This window comes from Citricoccus parietis (genome assembly GCF_042433045.1).
In the GTDB taxonomy this organism is placed as follows: Bacteria; Actinomycetota; Actinomycetes; order Actinomycetales; family Micrococcaceae; genus Citricoccus; species Citricoccus parietis.
The window spans coordinates 217,966-243,562 of record NZ_JBHLWH010000027.1 but is presented as its reverse complement, the minus strand read 5'-3'; the positions used below and the strand labels follow the sequence as shown (position 1 = coordinate 243,562).

The window sequence follows — 25,597 nt, the reverse complement described above, 5'->3', positions numbered from 1 at the left end:
GACCGGTCAGTTGTCGGTGGTGACCGCGCCGGTCATGGCGTCGACGTGCAGGTCGTCGTCCTCGCCCTGGGCGTTGTCGAGCTCGACCTCCCAGTGCAGGGCGTTGTCATCGTCATCCAGGCTCAGGCTGTCGATGGTGCTGCCGTCGCGGCCCTCCAGGGCGGCACGGGCGGCCTCCTCGGCGGTGATGTCCGCCTCCTGGGCGCGGCGGATGTCGTCCTGGTCGTCGTCGTCATCATCGGTGTCCTCGCGGACCTCGCCGTCCAGGGTGACGTCGAAGTCGAGGATCTGGTCGCCGACGACGGCCTCGATGTCATAGCGCGTGTCGTTGTCGTCCAGATCGATCTCCACGATGAGGGCGCCCTCCTGCTCGGCGAGGAACGCATCGATGGCCGCGAACACCGGGTCGCCCCCGGCCACCGCGGCGGTGGTCTCACCGGACGTGGACGTGCTGGCATCGGTGGCCGACGCCGACGCCGAGGCCGACTGGTCGCCGGTCGCCCCGCCGGTGCTGTCATCGGTGGCGTCCGATGTCTCCGCCGCAGCGCCAGAGGTGGCGGTGGTGGCGGTGTCATCAGAGTTGTCCGGTTCGGCCACCGAACATCCGGTCAGCAAGGCCAGGGCCAGGACACCGGTCCCGGTCCACGCGAGGGTCTGGGTGAACGTTTTCTGGGCTACCTTCTTCTGCATCATGGCACCAGTGTGCCAAATCGGCATGAGCCGGTCATGAGAGTCCGATGAAGCGCCGATGAGAAGGGCCTGCCGAACGCACTGCGGCGGAAACACGAAGTCCCCATCCTGGGATCAGGATGGGGACTTCGCGAGTGTGGCTCCCCCGACTGGACTCGAACCAGTAACCCTTCGATTAACAGTCGAATGCTCTGCCAATTGAGCTACGGGGGACCGCTGGTGCTGTTCGTGGAACTGCATGACAGCGGGTTCCACTGTACCGAAGTTCGGCGGAACTGTGAAATCGGCGCAGGGAATCCTGCCAGCCCCTGGCACGGCTAGAGTTTTTCGGTGACCACGTCCTCCACACCCGCCGAGATGACACCGTTGCGCCGGTGGCTGCTGCTGGTCGCCGTCAGCGCCGGAGTGTTGCTGATCACCCTGGACAACACGATCCTCTACACCGCGCTGCCGACCTTGACGGCTGAGCTCGGGGCAACGGCCTCGGAATCACTGTGGATCATCAACGCCTATCCACTCGTGATGTGCGGTCTGCTGCTGGGCGCGGGAACGCTGGGGGACCGGTACGGACATCGGAGGCTCTTCCTCATCGGCCTGGTGCTGTTCGGGGCCGCGTCCCTCGTGGCGGCCTTCGCGCCCGGCGTCACCGTCCTGATCGCCTCACGGGCCCTGTTGGCCGTGGGCGCCGCGTGCATGATGCCGGCCACCCTGGCCCTGATCCGCATCGGCTTCGACGATGTCCGCCAGCGCAATGTCGCCATCGGCGTCTGGGGGAGCATCTCCGTGGTCGGGGCGGCACTGGGACCGATCGTCGGCGGCCTGCTGCTGGAGCACTTCTGGTGGGGCTCCGTGTTCCTCATCAACGTCCCGGTCGTTCTGGGCGCCCTGGTCCTGACTCCCTGGGTGGCGCCGCGGGCCCGCCCGGACCGGTCCAAGTCCTGGGACGCGCTGTCCTCCCTGTACGCCATGGCCGCCCTCACGGGAGCTGTCTTCGCGATCAAGGAGGCCACCGGCCCGGACCCCTCGGGGTCACTGCCGGCGGTCACCGCCGCCTGCGCCGTGGCCGGGGCCTGGCTGTTCGTCCGGCGCCAACGTGAGTTGGAGGATCCCGTCCTGGACTTCGCCGTCTTCCGCAACCGGGCCTTCTCCGCCGGGTTCCTGGCGGCGGCCTGCTCGATGTTCGTGATCGGCGGCGTGCAGCTGGTCACCACGCAGCGCTTCCAGCTGGTCGAGGGCTACACGCCGCTCCAATCCGGGCTCCTGGTCGCCGCACTCGCCGCAGGGTCACTTCTCACCTCCCTCGCCGGAGGAGCCACGCTGCACGTGCTCGGACTACGCACGCTCATCACCGGCGGCTTCATCCTCGGCACGCTCGGCATGACCCTGGCGGCGCTCGGCGCCACCACGCACGTGGGCCTGCTGGTCACCGGACTGGTGCTGACCGGTGCCGGCATGGGCGCGGCCATGTCCGTGGCGTCCACGGCCATCATCGGCAACGTCCCGGCACGGCAGGCCGGCATGGCCTCCTCCGTGGAGGAGGTGTCCTACGAGTTCGGCAACCTGCTGGCCGTCGCGATCCTCGGCAGCCTCGCCACCCTCGTCTACACCCTGACCGTCCAGCTGCCGTCCGGCGCCCCGGCGGGAGCGGCGGACAGCATGTCCCAGGCCGTGACGGTGGCCCCCGGTGACCCGGCCGTGCTGGCAGCCGCAGGCGCCGCGTATGACACGGCGTTCGTGACCGTGCTCGCCATCATCACCGCCGTCGTCTCGGTCTGCGCCGTAGCCACCGGGTGGCTCCTGCGCCACTACGGCCCCGGAACCCCGGCCAGCGCCTACGAGAGCAACCACTAGCCCGGCCGGCGCAGGCCGTCACGCCCTGTCAGGGGAGCATCACCCACCGTCGGGTCCCTCCAACTCCAGCCGGGGCCAGGCGGCCAGGTCGCGCAGCAGCTGCCGGTCGTGCGTCGCGACGACGACGGCCGCCCGGGTGACCAGCAGCGCCTCGGTGAGGGCGTCCACCACCGGTGCGGACAGATGGTTGCTGGGCTCGTCCAGCAGCAGCAGGCCCGGCCGCTCCGCCAGCCGCAGGGCCAGGTGCAGCCGGCTCCGCTGCCCGGCGGACAGGGCGCCGACCGGGGTGCGCCGTGCCTCCGCGTCCAGCAGCCCGGTGGCACCCAGCGGCACCAGGTCCTCCTCGGAGTGGGTGCCGGCCGCGAGCAGCCGGTACGCGTGGTCCCGGTACAGCTCGTGGGCGAGCATCCGCGCCGGCCAGACAGGGGGCTCCTGGCCCACCAGCGCGATCCGGGCCTCAGAGGATTGCCGCACCTCGCCGGCATCCGGTGCGAGCCCGCCGGCCAGCACCTCCAGCAGGGTGGATTTGCCCGCCCCGTTGGGCCCGGTCACGAGCAGGCGCTCACCTCCGGCCAGCCGCAGGTCCACCGGCTCCCTCAGCCGGCCGGCCACCGTCACCCCACTGCAGTGCACCAACGGTTGTCCGGCCCGCACGGCCAGGTCCGGGAAGGTCAGCTGCGCCGGTGGTTCCGGCATCCAGATGCGGTGAGCCTCCAGGTCCGCCTGGCGCCGCTTCACGGCCTGCACGACGCCGGGCGCCCGGCTCTGGCGTTGGTGCTTGCCATGGCCCTTGTCCGGTCGCCACGCGGATTCCAGCCGGTCCCGCGCCGCGTCGGCGGCCTCGGCCAGGCGGTGGTGCTCGGCCCGTTGGGCCTCATGGGCCTGCACCCAGCGTTCACGGGCGGCGGTCCGGCCCGATTGCCACCCGTCATAGCCGCCGGCGTAGAGGGCGGGCCGTCCGTCCACGCTGGGGTCCAGGTCGAGGAACTCCTCCGCCACATCCCGCAACAGGGTCCGGTCGTGGGAGACCAGGGCCAGCCCGCCGGGATGCTCGCGCAGGCTCGCGGTCAGGAAGTCCAGGCTGCCAGCGTCGAGGTGATTGGTCGGCTCGTCCAGCAGCAGCGTGTCGTACCGCGCACCGAGCACGCAGGCCAGCCGGACCCGGTACCGCTGGCCCACGGACAACTCCGCGAGCAGGCGGGACCGGTCCTTCACGGCGTCCAGCGCCGCCAGCGCCATGTCCACCCGGCGTTCGGCGTCCCAAGCGTCGAGGACGGTGGCCGTCTCCAGGGCGGCCGCATAGTCATCATCCGCACCGGTCGAGCCCCGGGCCAGGGCGTCCGCCGCAGCGTCCAAGGCCTCCAGGGCCCGCTGTGAGGCCCCGATCGCCTCGCCCACGAGCGAGCCCACGGTCTGGCCGGGGCCGGCGTCGAGGGTCTGCTCGGCCACGCCGAGCGTGCCCACCCGGGTGACCGAGCCGGCGTCGGGCCTCAGGGTTCCGGCGAGGACGTGCAGCAGGGTGCTCTTGCCGCGGCCGTTCTCGCCGACGATGGCGAGGCGGGAACGGGGGGAGACGGTGACGCTGGCGTCACGGAGGATCTCTCGGCCGCCGCGCACCACGCAGAGGCCGTCCGCGCGGAGATGGGCGGCACCGCCCGCGGGAAGCGCAGACTCCGTGCGGTGGTCGGCGGGGGAGGAAGGGTGTTCAGGGAAACGTGGGTTCACGGTAGTGCTTTCGACTCGTCAGGGAGCCGGGCACGTCAAAGGACCGCCCGGCAGGATCCGGGACGGCGGTCGGGGGTGGATCAGTTGATCGTGGGGTGTCTCACCGGGCCGCCGTCAGCGGCCGGGACGTATCCTGATCATCGCGATGCTGGTGTGAACCATGCCGACCATTCTAATCAGGTCCCGTCTGTTCTTGTCCGTTCTCGCCTGTGCCCTGCCGTCCGTTGTGGACCGTTGTCCTCCGTGGGGCTGGACTAGTCTCAAGGCATGACGAGCACGCCCGGAGGGCCACCCGAACCCTCCGGACCGGCCGGCCGGCGGACCCGCTCCGTGCTGGTCTCCGTTCTCGCCGTCGTACTGATCGGCCTGAACCTGAGGGCCGGCATCGCCTCGGCCGGGCCGTTGTTCGAGGACCTGCAGATCCTGCTCGGCTATGGGCCGCTCACCGCCTCCCTGCTGCCGACCATCCCCGTGCTTTGCTTCGCGGTGGCCGGCGCGGGCACCGCCTGGCTGGTGCGCCGGTGTGGGCTGGAGCCGGCCATCGCGCTGGCCCTGGCGCTGCTCACCGGGGGACTGGCCCTGCGCGTCTTCGAGTCCACCGCCCTGCTGCTGGTCGGCACCGTGATCGGCATGTGCGGCCTGGCCGTCTGCAACGTGGCGATGCCCACCTACATCCGCCAGCACCACGGGGCCAGGGCCGCCACGATGACGGGGATGTACACGGTCTCCATGACGATCGGCGCCACCGCGGCGGCAGCGCTCGCCGTCCCCGTGGCCCGCGGACTGGGTTCGCCCACCGCAGGTCTGGCCGCCTGGGCGGTCCCGGCCGCCGTCGCGCTCGCGGTGTTCGTCCCACTCGCGGTGCGCAGCCGGTTGTCCGGGGACTGGGCCGCACGCCGGGACGTGCCCTACGTCTCGCCGTGGGCGCTGCTGAGGACACGCAAGGGACAGTTGTTCACGGCGCTGTTCGCCGCCCAGGCGTTCCTGGCGTACGGAGTCCTCGGCTGGTACCCGCACATCCTCATCTCCCGGGGGCTGGATGCGACCACGGCCGGGCTGATGCTGGGCCTGATGCAGCTGGTCGGCATCCCCACGATGATGGTGCTGCTGACGCTCGCCGGCCGTCCCTGGCTGCTGCGCACGGCGTTCATGATCACCTGCGGCGCCTCCCTGGCCGGTTACGTGGTCCTGCTGCTGGCCCCGGTGGACTGGGTCATCGGCACCTCCATCCTCATGGGGCTCGGCTTCTGCGTGTTCCCGCTGCTGATGCTCCTGATCAGCCGCAGCGGGGACACCCCGGCCGAGACCACGGCGCTGTCCACGCTGGCCCAGTCACTGGGGTACCTGGGCGCCGCGCTGGGCCCCTTCGGCCTGGGGCTGATGAACGGGCTGCTGGGGGACTGGACCGCCGCCATCGTGGTGGTGATGGCCGTCTCCGCCCTCCAGCTGGTCCTGAGCCATCGCGTCAGTTCCCCGGCGGCCCGGTTCTGAGCCGGGTCCGCGCGTCGGCGCATTGGACGTGCTGATGAGCCGAGCCTTGCCTTCTTTAGCAGAGCCTTTCCTTCGGTGACAAGGCGCTCGTGCGGTTCTACTGTGGTCCCATGAAGATCTCAGAAGACCTCTTGAAGAAGTTCAACGAACAGATCACCCTCGAGTTCGAGTCCTCCCTGGCCTACCGCCAGCTGGCCATCGAGGCGGATGAGCAGGACCTGACCGGGTTCGGCTCGTGGCTACGCCACCAGGCCGACGAGGAGATCGTCCACGCCAACAAGTTCATCGACCACGTGGTGGACCGCGGCAACCATGCCGAGATCGGCGCGATCAACGCCCCCGTGGTGCGGGCCGGCCTGAGCCCGCTGGAGATCTTCGAGGAGTCCCTGGCCAACGAGATCAAGGTGTCCAACGCCATCCGCGACCTGTACCGGGAGACCGAGGCCGCCGGCGACCTGGACTCCCGTCCGCTGCTGAACTGGTTCGTGGACGAGCAGATCGAGGAGGAGGCCACGGTCAGCGAGATCATCGGCCGCATCAAGCTCATCGGCAATGACGGCGCCGGCCTGTTGCGTCTGGACGCCGAGCTGGGCTCGCGTTCCGTGGGGACCACCGAGGCCTGATGACCGCCCTCGGGGAGACCCGACCGGAGATCGCAGAAGCCGGCGCCGCTCATCAGGGGGAGAGAGGGCGCCGACTTCAGCTCGACCCTACTCGCGTAGCTTGAACTGTCAAGCGACGATCCTGGGACGATCTCTGGGAAAGGACGGTCGGTGGTAGGTTTGACCTGCCCGGACCGGTCCGGGGCAGCACCGAATTCCAGTCGTAGACCACAGGGAAGGCACACTCACATGGCCAACCAGAGTTCTCCCCGCGTGACGGACCAAACCCGCTCCAGCTCGTTGCCAGACCTGGTGACCACGGCGGGCCGCCTGCTTCCCCTGCAGCTCAAGGACGAGCTGGCCATGGTCAAGAGCCAGATGGGCAAGAAGGCGATCACCGCCGGGATCGGGGTCGGTCTCGCCGTCGTCGGCCTGGTATTCCTGTTCATCATGGTCGTGGCACTGATCGTCGCGATGATCGGCGGCTTCGCCCAGGACCGGCCCATCTGGTTCTCCGCCCTCATGGTGGCGGCCGGCGCCCTGCTGGTCGCCCTGATCTTCCTCCTGATCGGGGTGTTCCGTGTGAAGGCCGCCATGCCGCTGGTCCCCGCCGAGACCATCCAGGGCGTGAAGTACGACGTGGGGTATCTCAAGGAGGGCAACGCCTTCGACCCGGCGGAGTTCGACCGCCTCGAGGCCCAGAAGGCCGAGGAGAAGAAGGTCGCCGCCGCCCGCGACGCCGAACGCCGCAAGGCCGCTGCCGCAGAGGACAAGGCCGCCAAGAAGCGTGGCGAGGCCCCGCAGCACGCCACGGTTCAGAGCCCGTCCTACGCCGAGTTGCGCCGCCGCACCCAGTTGCGGCGCCAGCACCTGGGTGACATCCGCTCGGGCCTGGAGGAGAAGACGGACGTCAAGTCCCAGTTCTCCGCCTTCACCTCCCAGTTCAAGGGCGATTCGTCCAGCGCCGGTGCAGGCTCCGCCGAGCCGGATCCGACCTCGCCGACCGCTCCGCACCACACCGGCGCCCGGGCTGGCCAGAAGGCCAACGACGCCGGCGAATTCGTGAAGGACCGGTGGCAGCCGCTGGCGATGCTCGGTGCCGCGACCACCGCCGTCGCGGTGTTCGCCCGCCAGCTCAAGAAGTAGCCGCGCCCACGGCGGGCGCGAGTCACTCCATGCGTTTGATCGGTGCGGGCACCCGGGACGATATCGACTACGTGGTCACGGACCGGTTCTGGACCGTCCCGAATGCCATCACGCTCGCGCGGTTCTGCCTGGTCCCGTTCTTCGTCTGGCTCGTCTTCACACAGCAGTACCTGGCCGCCTTCATCGTCCTCGCCGTGCTCTCCTGCACTGACTGGGTGGACGGCTACATCGCCCGCCGCTTCAACCAGATCTCCACGGTGGGCCAGTGGCTCGACCCGATGGCGGACCGGTTGTCCCTCATGGTCATCGTGGTCACCATGGTGCTCGCCGGCATCGCCCCCCTGTGGCTGGTGGTCAGCGTCCTGGCCCCGGACCTGGTCCTGGGGATCACCGCCCTCATCCTGTTCCGCGGCAGCCCTGAACTCGAGGTGACCGCCCTGGGCAAGATCCGCACGGCACTGTTGCTCGTGGGCACGCCGTTGCTGCTCCTGGGGCAGGTGCCCGGGCTGGCCGAGGACGCCCTCACGGTGGCCGCCACCATCCTGCTGGGGCTCGGCTGTGCCGGGCACATCTGGGCCGCCGGGGACTACCTGGCCGGCTGTGTGCGCAAGCACCGCGAACTCCGGAAACGGGGCATCGACCCCCGAGACCGGGCCAGCTGGTCCCTCGCATGAAATGGCTCTCCATCCTGGCGGCCCTGCTGGCCGCCTGCTGCCTGGCCCTGGGCAGTGAACGCCAGTCCGTCGGCGTCCGCCGCCACGAGGCCCACCTCCGCATCCATCCCCGGTCCGGGTTCCTGAGCCTCTTCGGTTCCCCCGTGTGGCTGGCCGGCGGCGCCCTCATGATCCTGGGGATCATCCTCAACGTCTACGCCCTGGCCACCGCCCCGCTGACGGTGGTGCAGCCGATCGGTGCCGTCGCCGTGGTCATCACCACGGTGCTCAACGCCCGGATCCAGCGCCTGAAGCTCAACCGCGTCACGATCTGGGCCATCGTCGCGTGCGTGGCAGGCTCAGCGGGATTCGTGCTGATCGCCTTCATCGCCACGGAGGAGAACCCGGCGCCCACGCTGGTGCAGGAGCACCTCACGGCGATCGTCGCGCTCACCGCCACGGCCGTCTTCGGCCTCGTGGCGGTGATGTCCCGACGCCGGCCCAGCGCCTTCCTGTTCATCCTCGGCGCCGGCGTGCTGTTCGGCTTCGTGGCGGTCTTCGTTCGCCTGGCCTCGATCCACCTGCTCCGTGGTGATGCCGGTGGACTGCTCGGCATTCCCTGGTATCAGCTGGGCATCATGGCCCTGGCCGGGCTCCTCGGCGTCTATTTCGTCCAGATGGCGCATCGGTACGGCCCGCCGGACCTCGTGGTCGCCGGCCTGACGGTGGTCGACCCGATGGTCGGTGTCCTCACCGGCATCATCGTGTTGGGTGAGCTTCAACCGAATCTGCCCTGGTGGGTGGGTTTATGCATGGTGGTGGCGGCCGCCATTGCTACGCTCGGAGTCGTTGCCTTGTCACGTCATCACCCGGACGTGATCAAGCGCCGCGAACAACGTCGCCGTGCGGCCAGTGCGCCGGCCGAGGACTAGTACGGTCCGGTTCCGAGCGGCACCGGCCCCCACCAGACAGGAGCCCCTTGCCCGTGACGGCAGCAACCGACCGCAAACTGAAGGTCCTCATCGCGGCGGACACCTACCCGCCGGACGTCAACGGGGCCTCCGTCTTCTGCTACCGGCTGGCCCGGGCCCTGCATGCGCGCGGCCACGAGGTCCACGTGGTCGCCGCCCGCAACGAGTCCGGACCTGACTCCGTCCAGTACAACGACGAGGCCACCGTCCACCGGCTGCAGTCCGTGGCCGCGCCCACCCACGAGTACTACCGGCTCGTGTCCCGCCGGCACGCCAGTCAATCCATCGGCGCCCTGCTCGAGGAGATCCGCCCGGACGTGGTGCACGTGCAGTGCCACTACATGATCGGCGAGGCCGCCATCAAGGAGGCGGAGAAGCGGCGCATCCGCACCATCGCCACCAACCACTTCATGCCGGAGAACCTGGAGCCCTTCCTGCCGTTCCCACAGTGGTTCCTGGACATCGTGTCCAAGAACTCCTGGCGGGACATGGGCCGCCTGATGCGCAAGACGGCCGCCGTCACCACGCCCACGGCGCTGGCGGCCAAGACCATGGCCGAGAACGCCGGGCTGGACTTCGTGCTGCCGATCTCCAACGGCATCGACTCCTCCGCGTACGAGTTGGCCCCGGGGGAGACGGTCGAGCGCCGGGAGCACCCGACGGTCCTGTTCGTCGGCCGCCTCGCGGTGGAGAAGAACGTGGACGTGCTCATCCGCGCCATCGGCGAGTTGGCCTCCACGGTGGGGGCCCACCTGGAGATCGTGGGCGACGGCGAACAGCGCACCGGCCTGCGCGCCCTCGTGGACGAGCTGGGACTCCAGGACCGGGTGCATTTCCTCGGCCACGTCAGCGACGCCGAACTGCACCGGGTCTACCTGCGCGCCGACGTCTTCTGCCAGCCCGGCACGGCCGAGCTGCAGTCGTTGGTCTCCCTCGAGGCCATGAGCGCCTCCCGCCCCGTGGTCCTGGCCGATGCCCTGGCGCTGCCGCACCTGGTCTCGGATGGTGACAACGGGTACCTGTTCACGCCGGGTGACCCGCAGGACCTGGCGGAGAAACTCACCGCCGTGCTGACGGCGAGTGATCAGGAGCGGGCGCGGATGGGGGCTTCCTCCCACGACCGGGCGGTCCAGCACTCCCAGGAGAAGACGATCGACCTGTTCGAGATGCTCTACCGCGGAGCAACCGCTGAAGAGGTCCGCGCACTGCTCTAGGATCGGCCGCGTGGAGTGGTTCACCGAGATCCTGCCGGGCTGGCTCGCGGCCCCTGACGGAGAATGGGCGCGGGAGATCCTGCAACGCGGGGTCGCGGCCCTGTATCTCGTCGCGTTCCTGTCCACGCTGAACCAGTTCCGTCCCCTGCTGGGGGAGCGAGGCCTGCTTCCGGCCCCGGAGCTGCTGGCAGCCGGACGTCAGCGCGGGCCCACCCTCTTTCGCCGCTGGGGCTACAGCGACCGCCGGCTGGTGGTACTGGCCGTCGTCGGGATGGCGGTCTCCGCACTCCTCGTGGCGGGGATCCCGCAGACCGGGCCGCCGTGGCTGCCGCTCGCGCTGTTCCTGGGGCTGTACGGGCTGTACCTGTCCGTGGTGAACATCGGGCATGTGTTCTACGGCTTCGGCTGGGAGATGCTGCTGCTCGAGGCCGGATTCACGGTGGGCCTGCTCGGCTCCCAGCAGGTGCCGCCGCCGGCACCGGTGCTGGTCCTCGTCGTCTGGCTGGTGTTCCGCCTCGAGTTCGGGGCCGGGATGATCAAGATGCGCGGTGGCCCCGAGTGGCGGGACCTCACCGCGCTGGACTATCACCACCAGACGCAGCCGATGCCGAATCCGCTCAGCCGGCAGGCACACCTCAAGCCCCCGTGGTGGCACCGCTGCGAGGTGGTCGGCAACCACGTGGCCCAGCTCGGGGTGCCGTTCCTGCTCTTCCTGCCCCAGCCGGTGGCCTCGATCGGCGCCGGAGCGATCATCCTGACCCAGCTCTGGCTCGTGGCGACCGGCAATTTCGCCTGGCTGAACTGGGCCACGATCGTCCTCGCCGCCGCTGCCCTGGGAGACGCGGTGCTGCACCGCCTCATCCCGGCCCTGCCAGCGGACCTGGGCGCAGGCGCCGCGCTGGAGTCCGGCACGGCGAGCGGCGGGTCCGCCGCCGGCGTCCCCGTGTACTGGACCGTGATCGTCCTCGCCGGATCGGTGGCCCTGATCGTGGCGTCCGTGCCGGCCCTGCGGAACCTGTTCTCCCGCCGCCAGCTGATGAACGCCTCCTTCAACCGGTGGCAGCTGGGCAACGCCTACGGGGCCTTCGGTTCGGTGACCCGGCAGCGGATCGAGATCATCATCGAGGCCACCGAGGCAGGCTCCGGGGACCACCCGCCGGAGGACGAGGCTGATTGGCGGCCCTACGAGTTCAAGGGCAAGCCCGGCGACGTCCGGCGCCGGCCGCGGCAATGGGCGCCCTATCACCTGCGGTTGGACTGGATGATGTGGTTCCTTCCGCTCAGCGGTCTCCACCAGCGCTGGTTCCACACCCTGTTGGCCCGGCTCCTGGTGGCGGACCCGGCCGTGCTGCGGTTGCTGCGCCAGGACCCCTGCGCCGGCCGGCCGCCGCGATTCATCCGCGTGAGGTCCTTCCGGTACCGCTTCACCACGCGTGCGGAGCGCCGCGAGACCGGGCACTACTGGATGCGCGACGACGGCCGGACCGTCATCGGGCCCGTCGCCGCCCGCTAGGATGGACACTTGCGCGCCCGGCACAGCCGTGCGCCGAGGGGCGTTAGCTCAGTTGGTCAGAGCAGGGGACTCATAATCCCTGGGTCGCGGGTTCAAGTCCCGCACGCCCTACCTCTAGGGCGATCGTCGATGTCTTCCTCTCGTCCTCCTCCGAGCGGCTGCACCACATGTCAGAGGAGGAGGGCGGACATCGCGTCGTCCCCTCGGCGGGTACGGTGGAATGAGTCGGACAGACCGGCATCCACCCGATGGGAGAATCGAATGTCTGCATACACAGAAGCACGCGAGGAAGCGGCCACGGCCCTCCTGAAGAAGATCACCGAACAGGTCGCGGAGAGTGACAGTCCCAAGTCCATCCGAGCGCTGGCGGAAGCCTTTGCCCTCGTGCGAGGGACACTGACCGGCGGTCCCAAGGTCGATGTGAAGTCCTGACCCGGCCCGCGGTCTCTCAGTAGTAGCGGCCGGCCTTCGCCAGCATGTTGTACGGGCTGTAGTTGATGCTGGTGATGGACAGGCCCTCGTTCTCGTTGCGGGCGTGGGCGATCTTGCCGCCCCCGATCACCACGGCGATGTGATAGACCCCGGATCCGGCGCCGTTGTTGGACCAATAGACCAGATCGCCGGGTTTCGCCTGGGAGACGGGCACATAGGACGTGGCGGCTCCGTACTGGGCCTTCGCGGTGCGGGGGAGTGACCGTCCGGCGGCCTTGAAGGCGCCCACGGTGAAACCTGAGCAGTCGTACTCCCAGGGCCCGTTCCCGCCCCACTGGTACTGCGCACGGGGGTCCTTCGCCTTGGCGGTGGCCCAGGTGACGACCTTCTTGCTCCAGGACGGGGCTGTGGTGGAGGGCTTGTCCGTCTGGCTCGGCAACGGGCTGATGGAGGGGGTGCTGACGTCACCCCGGTGGGCGATGAAGCGGTGGGCGTTCTGGAGCATGATGGCGGTCTCGCCGCGCGTGATTCTCTGCTGCGGTCGGAAGGTGCCGTCGGCGTAGCCGCGGGAGATGCCGTTCGTCCGCAGCCAGCTGGCCTCATGGTAGAAAGCCGTGGACCAGCCCATGTCCTTGAAGGGGGAGCGGCTCGGGCCCTTCTTCGTGGCCCCCGCCAGTCGGTAGATGAAGGCCGCCATCTCGCCACGGGTGACGTTCCGGGTCACCCCGAACGATCGATCGGCATGACCTGCGGTCACGCCGGCCTGGGCCATCCAGGTGATCGGACCGGAATAGGACTGTCCCGTTGCGGGCACGTCAGTGAAGTACTTCCTCCCGTTTCGGATGTACTTCGGGGTGACCTGGCGGAAGAGGTAGGTGGCCGCCTCGGCGCGGGTGATGTTCTGGTACAGGCCAAAACTGCCATTGGCGTGGCCCGTGGTGATTCCCTTGCAGTACGCCCAGGTCACGGCGGAGTAGTACGTCTTGTTGGTCTTCTTGACGTCGGAGAAGTTGGATGAGGAGCACTGGGCGGCCGAGGCCGGGACGGCCGTCATCACGTCCGCCGCCACGCCAGTGGTGGCGACGGAGGCCACCAGGGCCGTAGCACCGATGAAGGCTGCAACGCGGTGCCGGAAGGGTCGTTGCGCGCGGGGGAACCGGGCGGAGGGGCGAGCGGGTGAAGACATAGTGGTCCCCTTCAAGGTGCGAATCACGAGCATGACAGGTCCCACGCCGGACAAGCCGTGTCCAAGGAGAACCCAGGGACAGTCCAGAGAAAGGGGCGCGGGGGCGGCGGCCCACCGGCGGGTCAGGAGCTACCCGCCCGAAAGACATCGGGCCAGGAGTCAGGATATCCCACTGTTATGGAACTGACACCTCAAGGTCCCACGCTTCACCGGAGACATATGCCTCAGGCGCCTCACCGACCTGGGTCCTGTTGCCCGGTACCGTGGAACCGTGCCAGCCCCCGAGACTTCCGAGACCCCCCAGGTCCCCTCAGCAGCCCGAGCCACGGGCGTTTCGCGACAACGACCCATACGTCTGTTCATGGACGCCCGCTACACCCGGATCGGATTCCATGACGGCATCTCGCGCTACGGTGCCAGCCTCATTGCCGCAGCCGCACGCCTCGCACCGGAGGTGGAGGTCACCATGATCATCTCGGACGAGGCCCAGCTGCACATGTTGCCGGCCAGCTTGCCGTGGGTGAAGGTCACGGACCCGACCTCCCCGGCCGAACCGTTCCTGGCCCGGCAGCTCAATCCGCACCGGCCGGACATCGTCTTCTCGCCCATGCAGACCATGGGCTCCGCCGGCCGGGACTACGGACTGATCCTGACCCTGCATGACCTGATCTACTACCAGCACCGCACCCCGCCGGCGGACATGCCGGGGCCGGTCAAACTCCTCTGGCGGGCCTTCCACCTGGCGTACTGGCCCCAGCGGCTGGTCCTGGACCGGGCTGACGCCGTGGCCACCGTCTCCGAGACCACCCGCACGCTGATGCGGCGTCACCGGCTCACCCGGCGTGAGATCCGCATCATCGGCAACGCGCCGCAACCGGTGGACCGGCCCCGTGATCCCGACCGGGCCCCGGAGCAGTCGCTGGTCTACATGGGCTCCTTCATGGACTACAAGAACGTCCAGACCCTCATCCGGGCCATGGCCCACCTGCCCGGCTATCGACTGCACCTGCTCTCCCGGATCTCTGCTGACCGGGAACACGAACTCGTGGAGGTGGCCCGCGCGGCAGGTGCCGGGGAGGAGGCGGTGGTCTTCCATCACGGCACCACGGACGAGGACTACGTTGAGCTGTTGCGTTCAGCCACCGCGCTCGTGACCCTCTCCCGGGCGGAGGGCTATGGCCTGCCCCTCGCCGAGGCCATGGCGCAGGGAACCCCGGTGGTGGTCTCGGATGCGGAGATCTTCCGGGAGATCGGCGGGCCCGACGGCGGCGCCGCACGTTTCGTGCCCCTCGGGCCTTCCGCCCCCGGTGGCGGAGCGGCCGCCCACCCGGCGGACACCTCGCCGGCCGAGGTGGCCGCCCGGATCCGTGAGCTGGAGGATCCTGAGGTCTTCGCCGCGGCGTCCCGGGCGGCGACCGAGCGTGCCGGCCTGTTCAGCTGGGATGCCTCCGCACGAGGGCTCGTGGACCTGGCCCGGGACATCGCCGAGCGGCGGTCCCGTTCCACCTAGCAGCCCCTACCTGGGCGGCCCGCCCTCGAGCGGCCACAGGACCGACGGTCCGGACCAGCCCAGCAGCACCAGCGGATCGATGTAGCGGTCCCAGGCCGCGCCATCGACCATCCAGCCATCCGGGATGCGCACTCCCCAGTGCACGCAACGCTGGGGGCAGTGTCCAGCCTCCGGGGCCACGGTGCCCAGCAGTTCTCCGGCTTCCACGCGGTCCCCGACGGACCAGTGCTCCGCGACCGTGACCGGTTCCAGGCTCGAGAGCATGCCGTTGGCGTGGGCGAGCGTGATGACGGGTCGCCCTGCCACCGGTCCGGCGAAGCGCACCGTCCCGGCCCCGGGGGCCACGACCTCGTCCTCCGCTGTCTCCCAGTCCACGCCGCGGTGGCCGGCCGCCCACGGTTCGGGGGGTGGATCGAAGGCCCACAGGACCGCACCCGAGGTGGGTGGCACCCAGGTGCTCGCCACCTGCCCGTGAACCGGCTTCTCCACCTCACGGGCAGGCGCCGATACCTCTGCGAAGGCCGGGACGGAGGCCGGGACTGTCAGCCCCAGGGTCGCCAGGCCGAGCAGGCGCAGCATCAGCGGGAAGCGGCGGCCGCCGTCGGTGGGAAGGGTGGGCCAGGACCAAGGTGACATGACTCCAGACTGGGGGACCGGCGTCGTGCGTGGGGGATGGGGCGGACCGTTGGTGGACGACCACGCTGGACCGGTTCCCTGTGGAGGAGCGGAGATGGACCGCCGGAGATCCGGAACAGCGAGGGGCCACGGGTCGGAAAGGCCGAAGCAGCAGGGCAGGCCGGAAGCCGGACGGTTCGGAGCATGGATCCGGCTGGGGTAAGATTGATCCAGCAGTTGTGTGCCCTTGCCGTCAGCGATGACGTGCGGAGTGCGCCGCTGACTACGCGTATGACTGATGCCGGCCCTCACGGGTGCGGCAGGTTCCCACCATCGGTCCCGAACACCCGCTGAGCGGGTGACACGGGTCAGCGTCGGGAATGCCGGGTTCGCCTGCAGGACATGCCAGGGACCGGACCACCATGGAACGGTCGTCAACCGACAACATACAAGGAGCGACATGCCTGTCGTCACCATGCGCCAGCTGCTGGACTCCGGCGTCCACTTCGGACACCAGACCCGCCGCTGGAACCCCAAGATGAAGCGCTTCATCTTCACCGAGCGCAACGGCATCTATATCATCGACCTGCAGCAGTCCCTGTCCTACATCGACCGGGCCTTCGAATTCGTCAAGGAGACGGTGGCCCACGGCGGCACCATCCTCTTCGTCGGCACCAAGAAGCAGGGTCAGGAAGCCATCGCCGAGCAGGCCACCCGCGTGGGCATGCCCTACGTCAACCACCGTTGGCTCGGCGGCATGCTCACCAACTTCGCCACGGTCTCCAAGCGCGTGCAGCGCATGAAGGAGCTCGAGGAGATCGACTTCGAGGACGTTGCCGGTTCCGGCCACACCAAGAAGGAACTCCTCCTGCTGCAGCGCGAGCTGACCAAGCTGGAGTCCAACCTCGGCGGTATCCGCAACATGACCCGGACCCCCTCCGCCGTCTGGATCGTGGACACCAAGAAGGAGCACCTCGCCGTGGACGAGGCCCAGAAGCTGGGCATCCCGGTGGTCGCCATCCTGGACACCAACTGCGATCCGGACGAGGTCACCTACCCGATCCCGGGCAACGACGACGCGATCCGCTCCGTCAACCTGCTGACCCGCGTTGTTGCCGACGCCGTGGCCGAGGGCCTCATCGCCCGCAACCAGGGCAAGTCCGGCGGTCAGGCCGCCGAAGAGCCGATGGCCGAGTGGGAGCGCGAGCTCCTCGAGCAGCACCAGGCCGAGCAGGCCTCAGCTCCGGAGGCCGGCCCCGCCACGGGCGGCATGTCCTCTCCGCAGGGCGAGCAGGCCGCCCAGGCCGATGTCGAAGCCGCACAGGACGTTCCGGCTTCGGCGGACGCCTCCGAGGTGGCCGAGGCCGCCGAGGGCACCGAGGCACCGGCAGTAGAGGCCCCCGAGGCCAAGTGATCCACCACCGGCCGGCCCCCTGTGGGGCCGGCCGGTGTCTGCCCGGAGCAGGTCCGGGCACCAGAACCAAGCACCACAACACCACTTCGGGACAATCCCGCTACAGGTAAGGATGGGTACCACGCATGGCGAACTACACCGCAGCTGACATCAAGGCCCTGCGCGAGCGCACCGGCGCCGGAATGATGGACGTCAAGAAGGCGCTCGACGAGGCCAACGGCGACAGCGACAAGGCGATCGAGATCATCCGCGTGAAGGGCCTCAAGGGCGCCACCAAGCGCGAGGGCCGTGCGGCCGTCGAGGGCCTGGTCGCCGCCGTCGTCAAGGACGGCACCGGCGTCATGATCGAGATCAACTGCGAGACCGACTTCGTCGCCAAGAACGAGAAGTTCATCGAGCTGGGCAACGTCGTCCTCGAGCAGGCCGTCTCCACCGGTGCAGCCGATCTCGAGGCCCTGCTGGCCTCCGAGTTCAACGGCCGCACCCTGGGCGAGCACGTCGTCGACGAGGGCGCTGTCCTCGGCGAGAAGGTCGTCGTCCGCCGCATCGCCCGCGTGGAAGGTGCCTTCGTGGACGCCTACCTGCACAAGACCTCCAAGGACCTTCCCGCCCAGGTGGGCGTGCTGATGGCCGTGGATGCCGACTCCGAGGCCGCGCAGACCGCCGCTCACGACGTCGCCGTGCACACCGCCGCCTTCGCCCCGACCTACCTGTCCCGCGAGGATGTGCCGGCCGAGACCGTCGAGAACGAGCGTCGCATCGCCGACGAGACGGCCCGTGCCGAGGGCAAGCCGGAGCAGGCCATGGCCAAGATCGTGGAGGGCCGCCTGACCGGCTTCTTCAAGGAGATCGTGCTCGTGGACCAGCCGTTCGCCAAGGACCCGAAGCAGACCGTCGGCAAGGTCCTGACCGAGGCCGGCACCGCCGTCGCCGGTTTCGCCCGCTTCCGCGTCGGCAACTGACCGACCCGCACGGCGGGCCCCTGCCCACGCGGTAGGATCGGACCGACCGCGCAGCGGACGAGTCTGAAAAGGGGGTGGTCATCCAACATGGATGGCCACCCCCTTTGCTCTGCCCGACGAACCACCCTCATGTGGTGCACCGCCACCACCGCCAGTCCCGATGAGCCCAGGAGGCCAGCCCATGGAGAGCACTGACCAGCGAACCACCCCGGACATCCGCGACGCCACGTCCTTCAACGAATCCCGGGACCTGCAGCAGGCCCAAGCCGGTGACACCCGCGGCAATCCCGGCAGGACCGGGAAGCGCCGGGTGCTGCTCAAGCTCTCCGGTGAGGTCTTCGGTGGCGGCAAGGTCGGCGTGGATCCGGACACGGTGCGCGGCATGGCCGAGCAGATCGCCGATGCCCGGGGGGAGGTCGAGATCGCCATCGTTGTCGGTGGCGGCAACTTCTTCCGCGGAGCAGAGCTCTCCGAGAACGGCATGGATCGCCGGCGTGCCGATTACATGGGCATGCTCGGCACCGTCATGAACTGCCTGGCGCTGCAGGATTTCCTGGAGCAGGCCGGAGTGTCCACCCGCGTCCAGTCCGCCATCCACATGGAACAGGTCGCCGAGCCGTACATCCCGCTGCGTGCCATCCGTCACATGCAGAAGGGCCGCGTGGTGATCTTCGGGGCCGGCACCGGCCTGCCGTACTTCTCCACGGACACCGTGGCCGCCCAGCGTGCCCTGGAGATCGGTGCCGACGAGGTGCTCATGGCCAAGTCCGGCGTGGACGGCGTCTACACCGCAGACCCGAAGAAGGACCCCGCTGCACGGAAGTACGAGCACCTCACCTATGACGAGGCGCTGCTGAACGACATCCGGGTGATGGACCAGACCGCGATGACCATGTGCAAGGACAACGGACTGTCCATGATGGTGTTCGGCATGGAGGGCCAGGGCAACGTCACCCAGGCACTGTTGGGTGAGAGGATCGGCACCACGGTCACCCTCTGACCTGCACCGCCCGGTCCGTCCGGAACGCCCTCCTGGGACCGCCGCGCCAGCGGGTGTCCTAGGATTGACCACAACCGCACCAGAACCCAGGAGACAACGTGACGCAGGAAACCCTTCAGGCTGCCACTGAGCAGATGGAGAAGACGATCGAGGCCACCCGCGAGGACTTCGGCTCAGTCCGCACCGGCCGGGCGAACCCCGGGCTCTACTCCAAGGTCATGGTGGACTACTACGGCTCCTACACGCCGCTGCAGCAGCTCGCCTCCTTCACCACCACTGACGCCCGCACCCTGCTGATCGCGCCGTTCGACGTGTCCGCACTGCGCAACATTGAGAAGGCCCTCTCGGACTCCGAGGTCGGCGCGAACCCGTCCAACGACGGCAAGGTCATCCGCGTGGTGATGCCCGAGCTGACCGAGGAGCGCCGCAAGGAGTACGTCAAGCTCATCAAGACCAAGGCCGAGGACCACAAGGTCTCCCTGCGCAACACGCGCCGCAAGACCAAGGAGACCCTGGACAAGATGGTCAAGGACGGAGATGTCGGCGAGGACGAGGGGACACGCGCCGAGAAGGAACTCGACGCCATGACCCGTCGGTTCACGGACGAGATCGACGAGATGGCCAAGCGTAAGGAAACGGAACTCCTCGAGGTCTGAGCACCCCACCACACCATGACTGATCCCTCCGCACCCGCTGCCTCGCAGCCGGTCCTGCCGCCGGTTCCGCAACCGGAACCACCGGTGACCCGGCGGCAGCGGCGGGAGCAGGAGGCCGCCCGGGCGCGCCAGGCCAAGGCCGGCCGTAACCTCCCGGCGGCCATCACCGTCGGCCTGCTGCTGCTCGGTGGCGCCCTCGTCGGGTTGATCTGGTTTCCGGTGGTGCTGGCGATCCTCGTCATCGCACTGCTGCTGCTGGGAGTCACGGAAACCGCGCAGGCCATCTCGCGGCGCGGCCTCGGCATCCCCCGGGTGCCGCTCTGGGCCGGGGCTGTGGCGATGCCACTGGGTGCCTTCGCCGGCGGGGTCGAGGCCCTGGTGCTGGCCCTGCTGGGTACGCTCCTGCTGGTCCTGGTCTGGTCGGTGGTCGAGGACCTGCCCGCCCAGGGGGAGTCCGTGATGGCCTCCGCCTTCATCGTCCTCTGGGTGCCGTTCCTGCTGTCCTTCGCGATCGCCCTGCTGGGCCAGGAGCAGGGCAACCTCATGGTTGCCTGCATGCTGCTCATGGTGGTCTCCAATGACACCTTCGGCTACATCGTCGGCGCCAGTTTCGGCAAACACCCCATGGCGCCCAAAATCAGTCCCAAGAAGTCCTGGGAGGGCTTCGCCGGGTCGGTGGCCGGCTCCGTGATGGTGGGCACGGCCGCGGTCCACCTGTTCCTGGACCACCCGTGGTGGGTCGGCAGCCTGCTCGGCCTCCTGACCGTGGCCTCGGCGACCGCGGGGGACTTCGCCGAGTCCATGATCAAGCGCGAGCTGAACATCAAGGACATGGGTTCGATGCTGCCCGGCCACGGCGGTGCCATGGACCGGCTGGACTCGCTCGTGTTCTCCGCCCCGGTCGCCTACATGGTCTTCGCGCTGCCCTTCGTGTGAGTGCGGGGTGCGGGGCGTGAGATAGGCCTGACACCCCGGCGGCCTCACGGGATCTGCCGGTCCCGCTGGCTACGATGGACACGTTGGCGGACCCCACACTCTTTTGAAGGAGCCTTCTTGATGGACCACGGCACGCGGCAGGATTCCGAAGGACTCCAGCAGCAGGTGATGCGGTCGGCCGACCGCCAACCCTTCGACCTCGCGGACCGGCGCACCTTCGGATACCACCGCAAGCAGGTGGACCGGTTCCTGGCCCGGGCCCGAGTCGCCTATGAGGGCGGTGGAGACCTGCGCTCAGCCGACATCCGCCACATCACCTTCGATGCGGTCAAAGGCGGCTACCAGGCCAACCAGGTCGACGACGTCCTGGACCGGCTCGAGGACGCCCTCGCCCGGTCTGAGCGCGAACGGCGCATCGAGGTCGAGGGCGAGGATGCCTGGACGGGCCGGGTCGACGCCTCCATCGACGTCCTCCGGGGCCGTCTCGACCGCCCCGACGGCGAGCGGTTCCGCCGCCCGGCCCGGGACCGGGACGGCAGTTACGACCGGGCCGAGGTGGACGCCCTGTGCCACCGCCTCTCGGCTCGCTTCGACGATCGCCCGGGGGGTGCCGACCTGAGTGCCGATGACGTGCGCAGGGCGGTGTTCGCGGCCGCTCCCGGCACCGAGGGCTATGACGAGGCACAGGTGGACGCGTTCCTCGACGCCGCCATCGACGTGCTGTCCGTCCTCGACTGACGTACCGACCGGGTCGACTGGTCCGCCCGAACCGTCTCTAGCCGCCCAGGAGTGACTCGACGAGCGGCACCGTCCGCCAGGCGACCAGCTCGGTCATGGCCAGGGACGTGTCCGCGCGGTCCACCCCGTCGATCTGCAGGATCCGTGAGTGGATCCTGAACAGGTCCTCCGCGTTCCGGGCCGCCACCCGGGCCAGGACATCCGCCGAGCCGGTCAGGCCGTGGGCCTGGACCACTTCGGGAATCCCGCGCAGTTCCGCGGTGATCTCGGTGAGTTGCTGCTGATGGACGTGGATCTGCACGAACGCCGTCAGCGGGTGCCCGAGGGCGTCCATGCTGATCCGGCGTTCGAAGGGCAGGAACACCCCCTCCTCAGTGAGCCGGACCAAGCGCGCCTGGACGGTGTTGCGGGACAGGGAAAGGGCCTGGGCAAGGGCCACGGTGGTGGCATCCGGTGTCTTCGAGAGTTCCACGAGGAGTCTCAAGTCGGTGGTGTCCAACGTGCGCATGATGCTCACTTTCCCTGGAGGGCCTCGGGCTGTCGCTGGGCAGGATGCCCAGTGCGAACAGCGTACCTTGTGCAACGCTGCGGCTGTGACTAGCATCACAGGAACAGCGGTCGACACCCTGACCGCGTCCACGGCTATGGCACGGCACCCCACCGGGTGCGGGCCTGAACGAGGAGGTCACCATGGGATCCACCAGCCTGATTCCCCCATCCACCGGCATGCCCCACGTCCCCGAACCCGATCTGCTCCAGGTGCTCACCCCGGAGGGCCATCGCCGTCCGGACCATGACCTGGATCCCTGGCTGGAGGACGTCACCCCCGCGATGCTGACATCCCTGCACCGGGACATGACCCTCATCCGCCGGATCGACACGGAGTGCACGCACCTCCAGCGCCAGGGAGAGCTCGCCCTGTGGCCGCCGCTGCTGGGCCAGGAGGCCGCGCAGGCCGGTTCCGCCGTGGCCATGCAGGATGATGATTACGTCTTCCCCTCCTACCGCGAGAACGGCGTGGCCTACTTGCGGGGCGTCGACCCGCTGGGCCTGGTCCGCCTGTGGCGCGGTGCCACGTTCGCCGGCTGGAAGCCCCAGGACCACAACTTCGCGGCCCAGCAGATCATCATCGGCGCGCAGGCGCTGCATGCCGTCGGCTACGCCATGGGCATCACCCGGGACGGCGCGGACGCGGCGGCCATCGGCTACTTCGGCGACGGTGCCACCAGCCAGGGCGACGTCAACGAGGCCATGGTCTTCGCCGCCAGCTTCCACGCCCCCGTGGTGTTCTTCTGCCAGAACAACCATTGGGCGATCTCCGAGCCGGTCGGTCTGCAGGCCAAGCGCCACATCGCCGACCGTCCCTGGGGCTTCGGCATCCCCGCCATGCGTGTGGACGGCAACGACGTCCTGGCGGTCATGGCCGCCACCCGCCGCGCCCTCGAACGGGCCCGCAACGGCGGCGGCCCGACCTTCATCGAGGCGGTGACCTACCGCATGGGCCCCCACACCACCGCGGACGATCCGACCCGCTACCGGGACGCGGAGGAGGTGGAGGCCTGGCGCGCGAAGGACCCCATCGACCGGCTCGAGAAGCACCTGGCCGCGCTGGGGGAGGACGTCGAGGCACTGACAGCGGACTCCACGGCCGCGGCGGATGCCATGGCCGCGGAACTGCGGGCCGGCGTCGCCGCCCTGACCGATCCGGAGCCGGCCGATCTCTTCGACCACGTGTACGCGGAGCCGCACCACGAGCTGGAGCGTCAGCGAGAGCACTACCGCCTCTACCTGGAGCAGTTCGACGGACCGCAACTGGAAGCGGGTGCGCGATGACGGGCACCGCCGCCGAGAATCTCACCTTCGGCAAGGCCATCAATGCCGGCCTGCGTGCCGCCCTGGCCGATGACCCCGCCGTCCTGCTCATGGGCGAGGACATCGGCAAGCTCGGGGGAGTCTTCCGCATCACCGACGGCCTGCAGGACGAGTTCGGAGAGGACCGCGTGGTGGACACGCCCCTGGCCGAGTCCGGCATCATGGGCACTGCCGTCGGCCTGGCCTATCGGGGCTACCGTCCCGTCGTGGAGATCCAGTTCGACGGGTTCGTCTACCCGTCCTTCGACCAGATCGTCTCCCAGGTCGCCAAGCTCTACCACCGCACCCACGGGGCCGTGACCATGCCGATCACCATCCGCATCCCGTTCGGCGGCGGCATCGGCTCGCCGGAGCACCACTCGGAGTCACCCGAGGCCTACTTCGTGCACACGGCCGGGTTACGGGTCGTCTCCCCCTCCACGCCGCAGGAGGGGTTCGACCTCATCCGCGCGGCCGTCGCCAGCAACGACCCGGTCGTCTACCTGGAGCCGAAACGCCGCTACCATGACAAGGCTCCCGTGGACCTCACGGCTCCGCTGCGTCCTCTGGGCCCGGCCGCCCTGGCCGCCGAGGGATCCGATGTCACCCTGGTGACCTATGGTCCGCTGGTGAAGACCTGCCTGCAGGCCGCGGAGGCCGCCGCCGCGGAGGGAGCCTCGCTCGAGGTGATCGACCTGAGGTCACTGTCCCCGATCGACTTCGGGCTCATCGAGTCCTCCGTGCGCAAGACCGGCCGGCTGGTGATCGCCCATGAGGCCTCCCGCACCGGGGGGCTGGGCGCCGAGATCGCGGCCACGGTGACCGAGCGCTGCTTCCACTGGCTGGAGCACCCGCCGGTGCGTGTCACCGGATTCGACATCCCGTACCCGCCGGCGAAACTCGAGCACCACCACGTGCCGGACCTGGACCGCATCCTCGACGGCGTGGACCGGGCCCTGGGCCGCCCCCACTCGCTCGATTCCCTGGACCCCTTCGCGGCACCCGTACCCCTGGGTTCCGCGTCCGACCACACGTCAGGAGCCTGACATGCTCAAGGTCTTCAACCTGCCCGATCTCGGCGAGGGCCTGACCGAGTCCGAGCTGCTCTCCTGGAAGATCGCCGTCGGTGACACGGTCGCGGTGAACGATGTGCTCGCCGAGGTGGAGACGGCCAAGGCGGTCGTCGAGCTCTCCAGTCCCTTCGACGGCACCATCTCCGAACTCCACGGGGAGCCTGGGGCGGTCATCCAGGTCGGTGCCCCCATCATCTCCTTCGACCTGCCCGGAGCGGAACCTGACAAGACCGACAACACCCCGGTGCCCGACGCCGGCTCCTCCTCCCCGCCGGATGGCCGGGTTCCGACGCTGGTCGGCTACGGCGCGGCGGTGGAGGGGGCGGGGCGCCCCGCCCGCCGCGCCCGGGCCGGGCGGCCCGCGGCGCCCGATCCGGTGCCGGCAGCCCAGCCGTCTGGCTCGCCGTCCTCGGTACCGGTGCCGGCGGGGGCCACCACAACGCTCACGGCCGAGCGCCCGCGTTCCACCCCGCCGGTCCGCAAGCTCGCCCGCGACCTCGGGGTGGACATCGCCCTGCTCGCGGGCAGCGGAGCGGGGGGAGTGGTGACCCGCGAGGATGTCACGGCTGCCGCAGACGATGCGCGGCCGGCGTCGGGCAGTCCGTCCGGGACGGATACCCTGACCGACGCCGCAGCCGGCGGAGTCCGCACCCTCGGCGGCCGGCCCCGCACGGAGGAGGAGCCGATCCGCTCCGTCCGCAAGGCCACCGCCGCCGCCATGACGTCCAGTGCGTTCACCGCCCCGCATGTGACCGAGTTCCTGACCGTGGACGTCACCGAATCCGTTGAGTTGCTGCAGGAGGTGAGGCAGCGGCGGGACTTCCGCGAGTTGAGGCTCACGCCGCTCACCCTGGTGGCCCGGGCTGCCTGCCTGGCCCTGGAGCGCACGCCCGAACTCAACGCCCGGTGGGACGGGGACGGTGGTCGGATCATCCGGCAGAACTACGTCAACCTGGGCATCGCCGCGGCCACCCCGCGCGGACTCATGGTGCCGAACCTCAAGGACGCCCACGCCGCAGACCTGCGCTCGCTGGCGATCAGGCTGGCCGAGCTGACGGCGGTGGCGCGGGAGGGGAAGCTGACGCCCGAGCAGCTCTCCGGGGGCACCTTCACGCTGACCAACGTGGGGGTCTTCGGGGTCGATGCCGGCACCCCCATCATCAATCCGGGGGAGGCCGGCATCCTGGCCATCGGTCAGGTCCGGCGGATGCCGTGGGAGTACCGGGACGAGATCGCGCTGCGCCAGGTGATGACGCTGTCCCTGTCCTTCGACCACCGGCTGGTGGACGGCGAGCAGGGCTCCCGGTTCCTGGCCGACGTCGGCGCGGTGCTGGCCCGCCCGGGCATGGCCCTGGCGCTGTTCTAAGG

The 25,597-nt window shown here is 69.4% G+C and carries 24 protein-coding genes and 2 tRNA genes; 20 read left to right on the top strand and 6 right to left on the bottom strand.

What is annotated here, in order from left to right; genetic code table 11:
- Window positions 1–6: 6 nt before the first annotated feature.
- Both ACFFIO_RS10200 and ACFFIO_RS10195 read right to left on the bottom strand, forming a co-directional pair.
- Window positions 7–693 carry a PepSY domain-containing protein gene (locus ACFFIO_RS10200; protein WP_378041498.1) on the bottom strand — a complete coding sequence of 229 codons (687 nt, stop codon included), beginning with the start codon at window positions 691–693 and terminating at the stop codon, window positions 7–9.
- Between the two features lie 134 nt (window positions 694–827).
- Window positions 828–903, bottom strand: a tRNA-Asn gene (locus ACFFIO_RS10195).
- Between the two features lie 117 nt (window positions 904–1,020).
- Here ACFFIO_RS10195 and ACFFIO_RS10190 point away from each other — a divergent pair.
- Window positions 1,021–2,541, top strand: coding sequence for an MFS transporter (locus ACFFIO_RS10190; RefSeq protein WP_446681842.1), 1,521 nt, complete (start codon window positions 1,021–1,023; stop codon window positions 2,539–2,541).
- A 39-nt stretch (window positions 2,542–2,580) separates the two neighbouring features.
- On the opposite strand, the gene ACFFIO_RS10185 is transcribed toward ACFFIO_RS10190, so the two are convergent.
- Entirely contained in the window at window positions 2,581–4,161 is a 1,581-nt protein-coding gene (locus ACFFIO_RS10185; protein ID WP_378041588.1) for an ATP-binding cassette domain-containing protein, read from the bottom strand.
- Between the two features lie 372 nt (window positions 4,162–4,533).
- Between ACFFIO_RS10185 and ACFFIO_RS10180 the strand changes: the two genes are divergently transcribed.
- The 9 genes from ACFFIO_RS10180 to ACFFIO_RS10140 all read left to right on the top strand — a co-directional run bounded on the left by ACFFIO_RS10180 (window position 4,534) and on the right by ACFFIO_RS10140 (window position 12,288).
- Window positions 4,534–5,757 carry an MFS transporter gene (locus ACFFIO_RS10180; protein ID WP_378041497.1) on the top strand — a complete coding sequence of 408 codons (1,224 nt, stop codon included), beginning with the start codon at window positions 4,534–4,536 and terminating at the stop codon, window positions 5,755–5,757.
- A 110-nt stretch (window positions 5,758–5,867) separates the two neighbouring features.
- The gene (locus tag ACFFIO_RS10175) at window positions 5,868–6,380 is read left to right on the top strand and encodes a ferritin (protein ID WP_159549756.1); all 513 of its coding nucleotides are present in this window, start codon (window positions 5,868–5,870) and stop codon (window positions 6,378–6,380) included.
- 228 nt (window positions 6,381–6,608) lie between these two features.
- Complete coding sequence (locus ACFFIO_RS10170) at window positions 6,609–7,505, top strand: phage holin family protein (protein ID WP_378041495.1); 897 nt, start codon at window positions 6,609–6,611, stop codon at window positions 7,503–7,505.
- Between the two features lie 29 nt (window positions 7,506–7,534).
- Window positions 7,535–8,179, top strand: a complete 645-nt coding sequence (locus tag ACFFIO_RS10165; RefSeq protein WP_378041494.1) for a CDP-alcohol phosphatidyltransferase family protein — start codon at window positions 7,535–7,537, stop codon at window positions 8,177–8,179.
- Entirely contained in the window at window positions 8,176–9,090 is a 915-nt protein-coding gene (locus tag ACFFIO_RS10160; RefSeq protein ID WP_378041492.1) for a DMT family transporter, read from the top strand. Before ACFFIO_RS10165 ends, ACFFIO_RS10160 begins: the two co-directional genes overlap by 4 nt.
- 53 nt (window positions 9,091–9,143) lie before the next feature.
- Window positions 9,144–10,343, top strand: coding sequence for a glycosyltransferase (locus tag ACFFIO_RS10155; RefSeq protein ID WP_378041490.1), 1,200 nt, complete (start codon window positions 9,144–9,146; stop codon window positions 10,341–10,343).
- 10 nt (window positions 10,344–10,353) lie between these two features.
- A complete protein-coding gene (locus ACFFIO_RS10150; RefSeq protein WP_378041489.1) occupies window positions 10,354–11,856 on the top strand; it encodes a lipase maturation factor family protein in 1,503 nt (500 codons plus the stop codon).
- A gap of 37 nt (window positions 11,857–11,893) precedes the next feature.
- Window positions 11,894–11,967: transfer RNA gene (locus ACFFIO_RS10145), tRNA-Ile, on the top strand.
- 150 nt (window positions 11,968–12,117) lie between these two features.
- The gene (locus ACFFIO_RS10140) at window positions 12,118–12,288 is read left to right on the top strand and encodes a hypothetical protein (protein WP_159549772.1); all 171 of its coding nucleotides are present in this window, start codon (window positions 12,118–12,120) and stop codon (window positions 12,286–12,288) included.
- Window positions 12,289–12,304: 16 nt separating this feature from the next.
- On the opposite strand, the gene ACFFIO_RS10135 is transcribed toward ACFFIO_RS10140, so the two are convergent.
- Window positions 12,305–13,474, bottom strand: coding sequence for an S-layer homology domain-containing protein (locus tag ACFFIO_RS10135; RefSeq protein WP_378041487.1), 1,170 nt, complete (start codon window positions 13,472–13,474; stop codon window positions 12,305–12,307).
- A gap of 361 nt (window positions 13,475–13,835) precedes the next feature.
- Between ACFFIO_RS10135 and ACFFIO_RS10130 the strand changes: the two genes are divergently transcribed.
- Entirely contained in the window at window positions 13,836–14,984 is a 1,149-nt protein-coding gene (locus ACFFIO_RS10130; protein WP_378041485.1) for a glycosyltransferase, read from the top strand.
- 6 nt (window positions 14,985–14,990) lie between these two features.
- Here the strand turns inward: ACFFIO_RS10130 and ACFFIO_RS10125 are convergent, their stop codons facing one another.
- Window positions 14,991–15,620: a peptidoglycan DD-metalloendopeptidase family protein gene (locus ACFFIO_RS10125; protein ID WP_378041483.1), complete on the bottom strand. Its 630-nt coding sequence runs from the start codon at window positions 15,618–15,620 to the stop codon at window positions 14,991–14,993.
- A gap of 439 nt (window positions 15,621–16,059) precedes the next feature.
- Here ACFFIO_RS10125 and rpsB point away from each other — a divergent pair, with 439 nt between their 5' ends.
- The 6 genes from rpsB (at window position 16,060) to ACFFIO_RS10095 (ending at window position 21,305) form a co-directional block, all read left to right on the top strand.
- Entirely contained in the window at window positions 16,060–17,013 is a 954-nt protein-coding gene (rpsB, locus tag ACFFIO_RS10120) for a 30S ribosomal protein S2 (RefSeq protein ID WP_378041481.1), read from the top strand.
- A 125-nt stretch (window positions 17,014–17,138) separates the two neighbouring features.
- Entirely contained in the window at window positions 17,139–17,975 is an 837-nt protein-coding gene (tsf, locus tag ACFFIO_RS10115; RefSeq protein ID WP_378041479.1) for a translation elongation factor Ts, read from the top strand.
- 181 nt (window positions 17,976–18,156) lie between these two features.
- Window positions 18,157–18,975, top strand: a complete 819-nt coding sequence (gene pyrH / locus ACFFIO_RS10110) for a UMP kinase (protein ID WP_378041478.1) — start codon at window positions 18,157–18,159, stop codon at window positions 18,973–18,975.
- Between the two features lie 98 nt (window positions 18,976–19,073).
- Window positions 19,074–19,631, top strand: a complete 558-nt coding sequence (frr, locus tag ACFFIO_RS10105) for a ribosome recycling factor (RefSeq protein WP_378041476.1) — start codon at window positions 19,074–19,076, stop codon at window positions 19,629–19,631.
- Between the two features lie 15 nt (window positions 19,632–19,646).
- Window positions 19,647–20,567, top strand: a complete 921-nt coding sequence (locus tag ACFFIO_RS10100; RefSeq protein WP_378041475.1) for a phosphatidate cytidylyltransferase — start codon at window positions 19,647–19,649, stop codon at window positions 20,565–20,567.
- Between the two features lie 120 nt (window positions 20,568–20,687).
- Entirely contained in the window at window positions 20,688–21,305 is a 618-nt protein-coding gene (locus tag ACFFIO_RS10095) for a DivIVA domain-containing protein (protein WP_378041473.1), read from the top strand.
- A gap of 37 nt (window positions 21,306–21,342) precedes the next feature.
- Here ACFFIO_RS10095 and ACFFIO_RS10090 read toward each other — a convergent pair whose 3' ends face one another.
- On the bottom strand, window positions 21,343–21,813 hold the full coding sequence (locus tag ACFFIO_RS10090; protein ID WP_378041472.1) for an Lrp/AsnC family transcriptional regulator: 471 nt from the start codon (window positions 21,811–21,813) through the stop codon (window positions 21,343–21,345).
- A 182-nt stretch (window positions 21,814–21,995) separates the two neighbouring features.
- Between ACFFIO_RS10090 and pdhA the strand changes: the two genes are divergently transcribed.
- The 3 genes from pdhA to ACFFIO_RS10075 are packed head-to-tail and all read left to right on the top strand — an operon-like array spanning window position 21,996 to window position 25,595.
- Complete coding sequence (pdhA, locus tag ACFFIO_RS10085; RefSeq protein ID WP_378041470.1) at window positions 21,996–23,138, top strand: pyruvate dehydrogenase (acetyl-transferring) E1 component subunit alpha; 1,143 nt, start codon at window positions 21,996–21,998, stop codon at window positions 23,136–23,138.
- On the top strand, window positions 23,135–24,202 hold the full coding sequence (locus tag ACFFIO_RS10080; protein WP_378041468.1) for an alpha-ketoacid dehydrogenase subunit beta: 1,068 nt from the start codon (window positions 23,135–23,137) through the stop codon (window positions 24,200–24,202). The genes pdhA and ACFFIO_RS10080 overlap by 4 nt, the downstream gene beginning before the upstream one ends.
- Window position 24,203: 1 nt before the next feature.
- A complete protein-coding gene (locus tag ACFFIO_RS10075) occupies window positions 24,204–25,595 on the top strand; it encodes a dihydrolipoamide acetyltransferase family protein (RefSeq protein WP_378041466.1) in 1,392 nt (463 codons plus the stop codon).
- The last annotated feature ends 2 nt before the right edge of the window (window positions 25,596–25,597 follow it).

Bases quoted from the DNA above. Each gene is read 5' to 3' on its own strand.
- ACFFIO_RS10200 (WP_378041498.1), bottom strand. From the start codon at position 693: ATGATGCAGAAGAAGGTAGCCCAGAAAACGTTCACCCAGACCCTCGCG.
- ACFFIO_RS10180 (WP_378041497.1), top strand. From the start codon at position 4,534: ATGACGAGCACGCCCGGAGGGCCACCCGAACCCTCCGGACCGGCCGGC.
- ACFFIO_RS10175 (WP_159549756.1), top strand. From the start codon at position 5,868: ATGAAGATCTCAGAAGACCTCTTGAAGAAGTTCAACGAACAGATCACC.
- ACFFIO_RS10170 (WP_378041495.1), top strand. From the start codon at position 6,609: ATGGCCAACCAGAGTTCTCCCCGCGTGACGGACCAAACCCGCTCCAGC.
- ACFFIO_RS10165 (WP_378041494.1), top strand. From the start codon at position 7,535: ATGCGTTTGATCGGTGCGGGCACCCGGGACGATATCGACTACGTGGTC.
- ACFFIO_RS10160 (WP_378041492.1), top strand. From the start codon at position 8,176: ATGAAATGGCTCTCCATCCTGGCGGCCCTGCTGGCCGCCTGCTGCCTG.
- ACFFIO_RS10140 (WP_159549772.1), top strand. From the start codon at position 12,118: ATGTCTGCATACACAGAAGCACGCGAGGAAGCGGCCACGGCCCTCCTG.
- ACFFIO_RS10135 (WP_378041487.1), bottom strand. From the start codon at position 13,474: ATGTCTTCACCCGCTCGCCCCTCCGCCCGGTTCCCCCGCGCGCAACGA.
- ACFFIO_RS10130 (WP_378041485.1), top strand. From the start codon at position 13,836: ATGGACGCCCGCTACACCCGGATCGGATTCCATGACGGCATCTCGCGC.
- ACFFIO_RS10125 (WP_378041483.1), bottom strand. From the start codon at position 15,620: ATGTCACCTTGGTCCTGGCCCACCCTTCCCACCGACGGCGGCCGCCGC.
- rpsB (WP_378041481.1), top strand. From the start codon at position 16,060: ATGCCTGTCGTCACCATGCGCCAGCTGCTGGACTCCGGCGTCCACTTC.
- tsf (WP_378041479.1), top strand. From the start codon at position 17,139: ATGGCGAACTACACCGCAGCTGACATCAAGGCCCTGCGCGAGCGCACC.
- pyrH (WP_378041478.1), top strand. From the start codon at position 18,157: ATGGAGAGCACTGACCAGCGAACCACCCCGGACATCCGCGACGCCACG.
- ACFFIO_RS10100 (WP_378041475.1), top strand. From the start codon at position 19,647: ATGACTGATCCCTCCGCACCCGCTGCCTCGCAGCCGGTCCTGCCGCCG.
- ACFFIO_RS10095 (WP_378041473.1), top strand. From the start codon at position 20,688: ATGGACCACGGCACGCGGCAGGATTCCGAAGGACTCCAGCAGCAGGTG.
- ACFFIO_RS10090 (WP_378041472.1), bottom strand. From the start codon at position 21,813: ATGCGCACGTTGGACACCACCGACTTGAGACTCCTCGTGGAACTCTCG.
- pdhA (WP_378041470.1), top strand. From the start codon at position 21,996: ATGGGATCCACCAGCCTGATTCCCCCATCCACCGGCATGCCCCACGTC.
- ACFFIO_RS10080 (WP_378041468.1), top strand. From the start codon at position 23,135: ATGACGGGCACCGCCGCCGAGAATCTCACCTTCGGCAAGGCCATCAAT.
- ACFFIO_RS10075 (WP_378041466.1), top strand. From the start codon at position 24,204: ATGCTCAAGGTCTTCAACCTGCCCGATCTCGGCGAGGGCCTGACCGAG.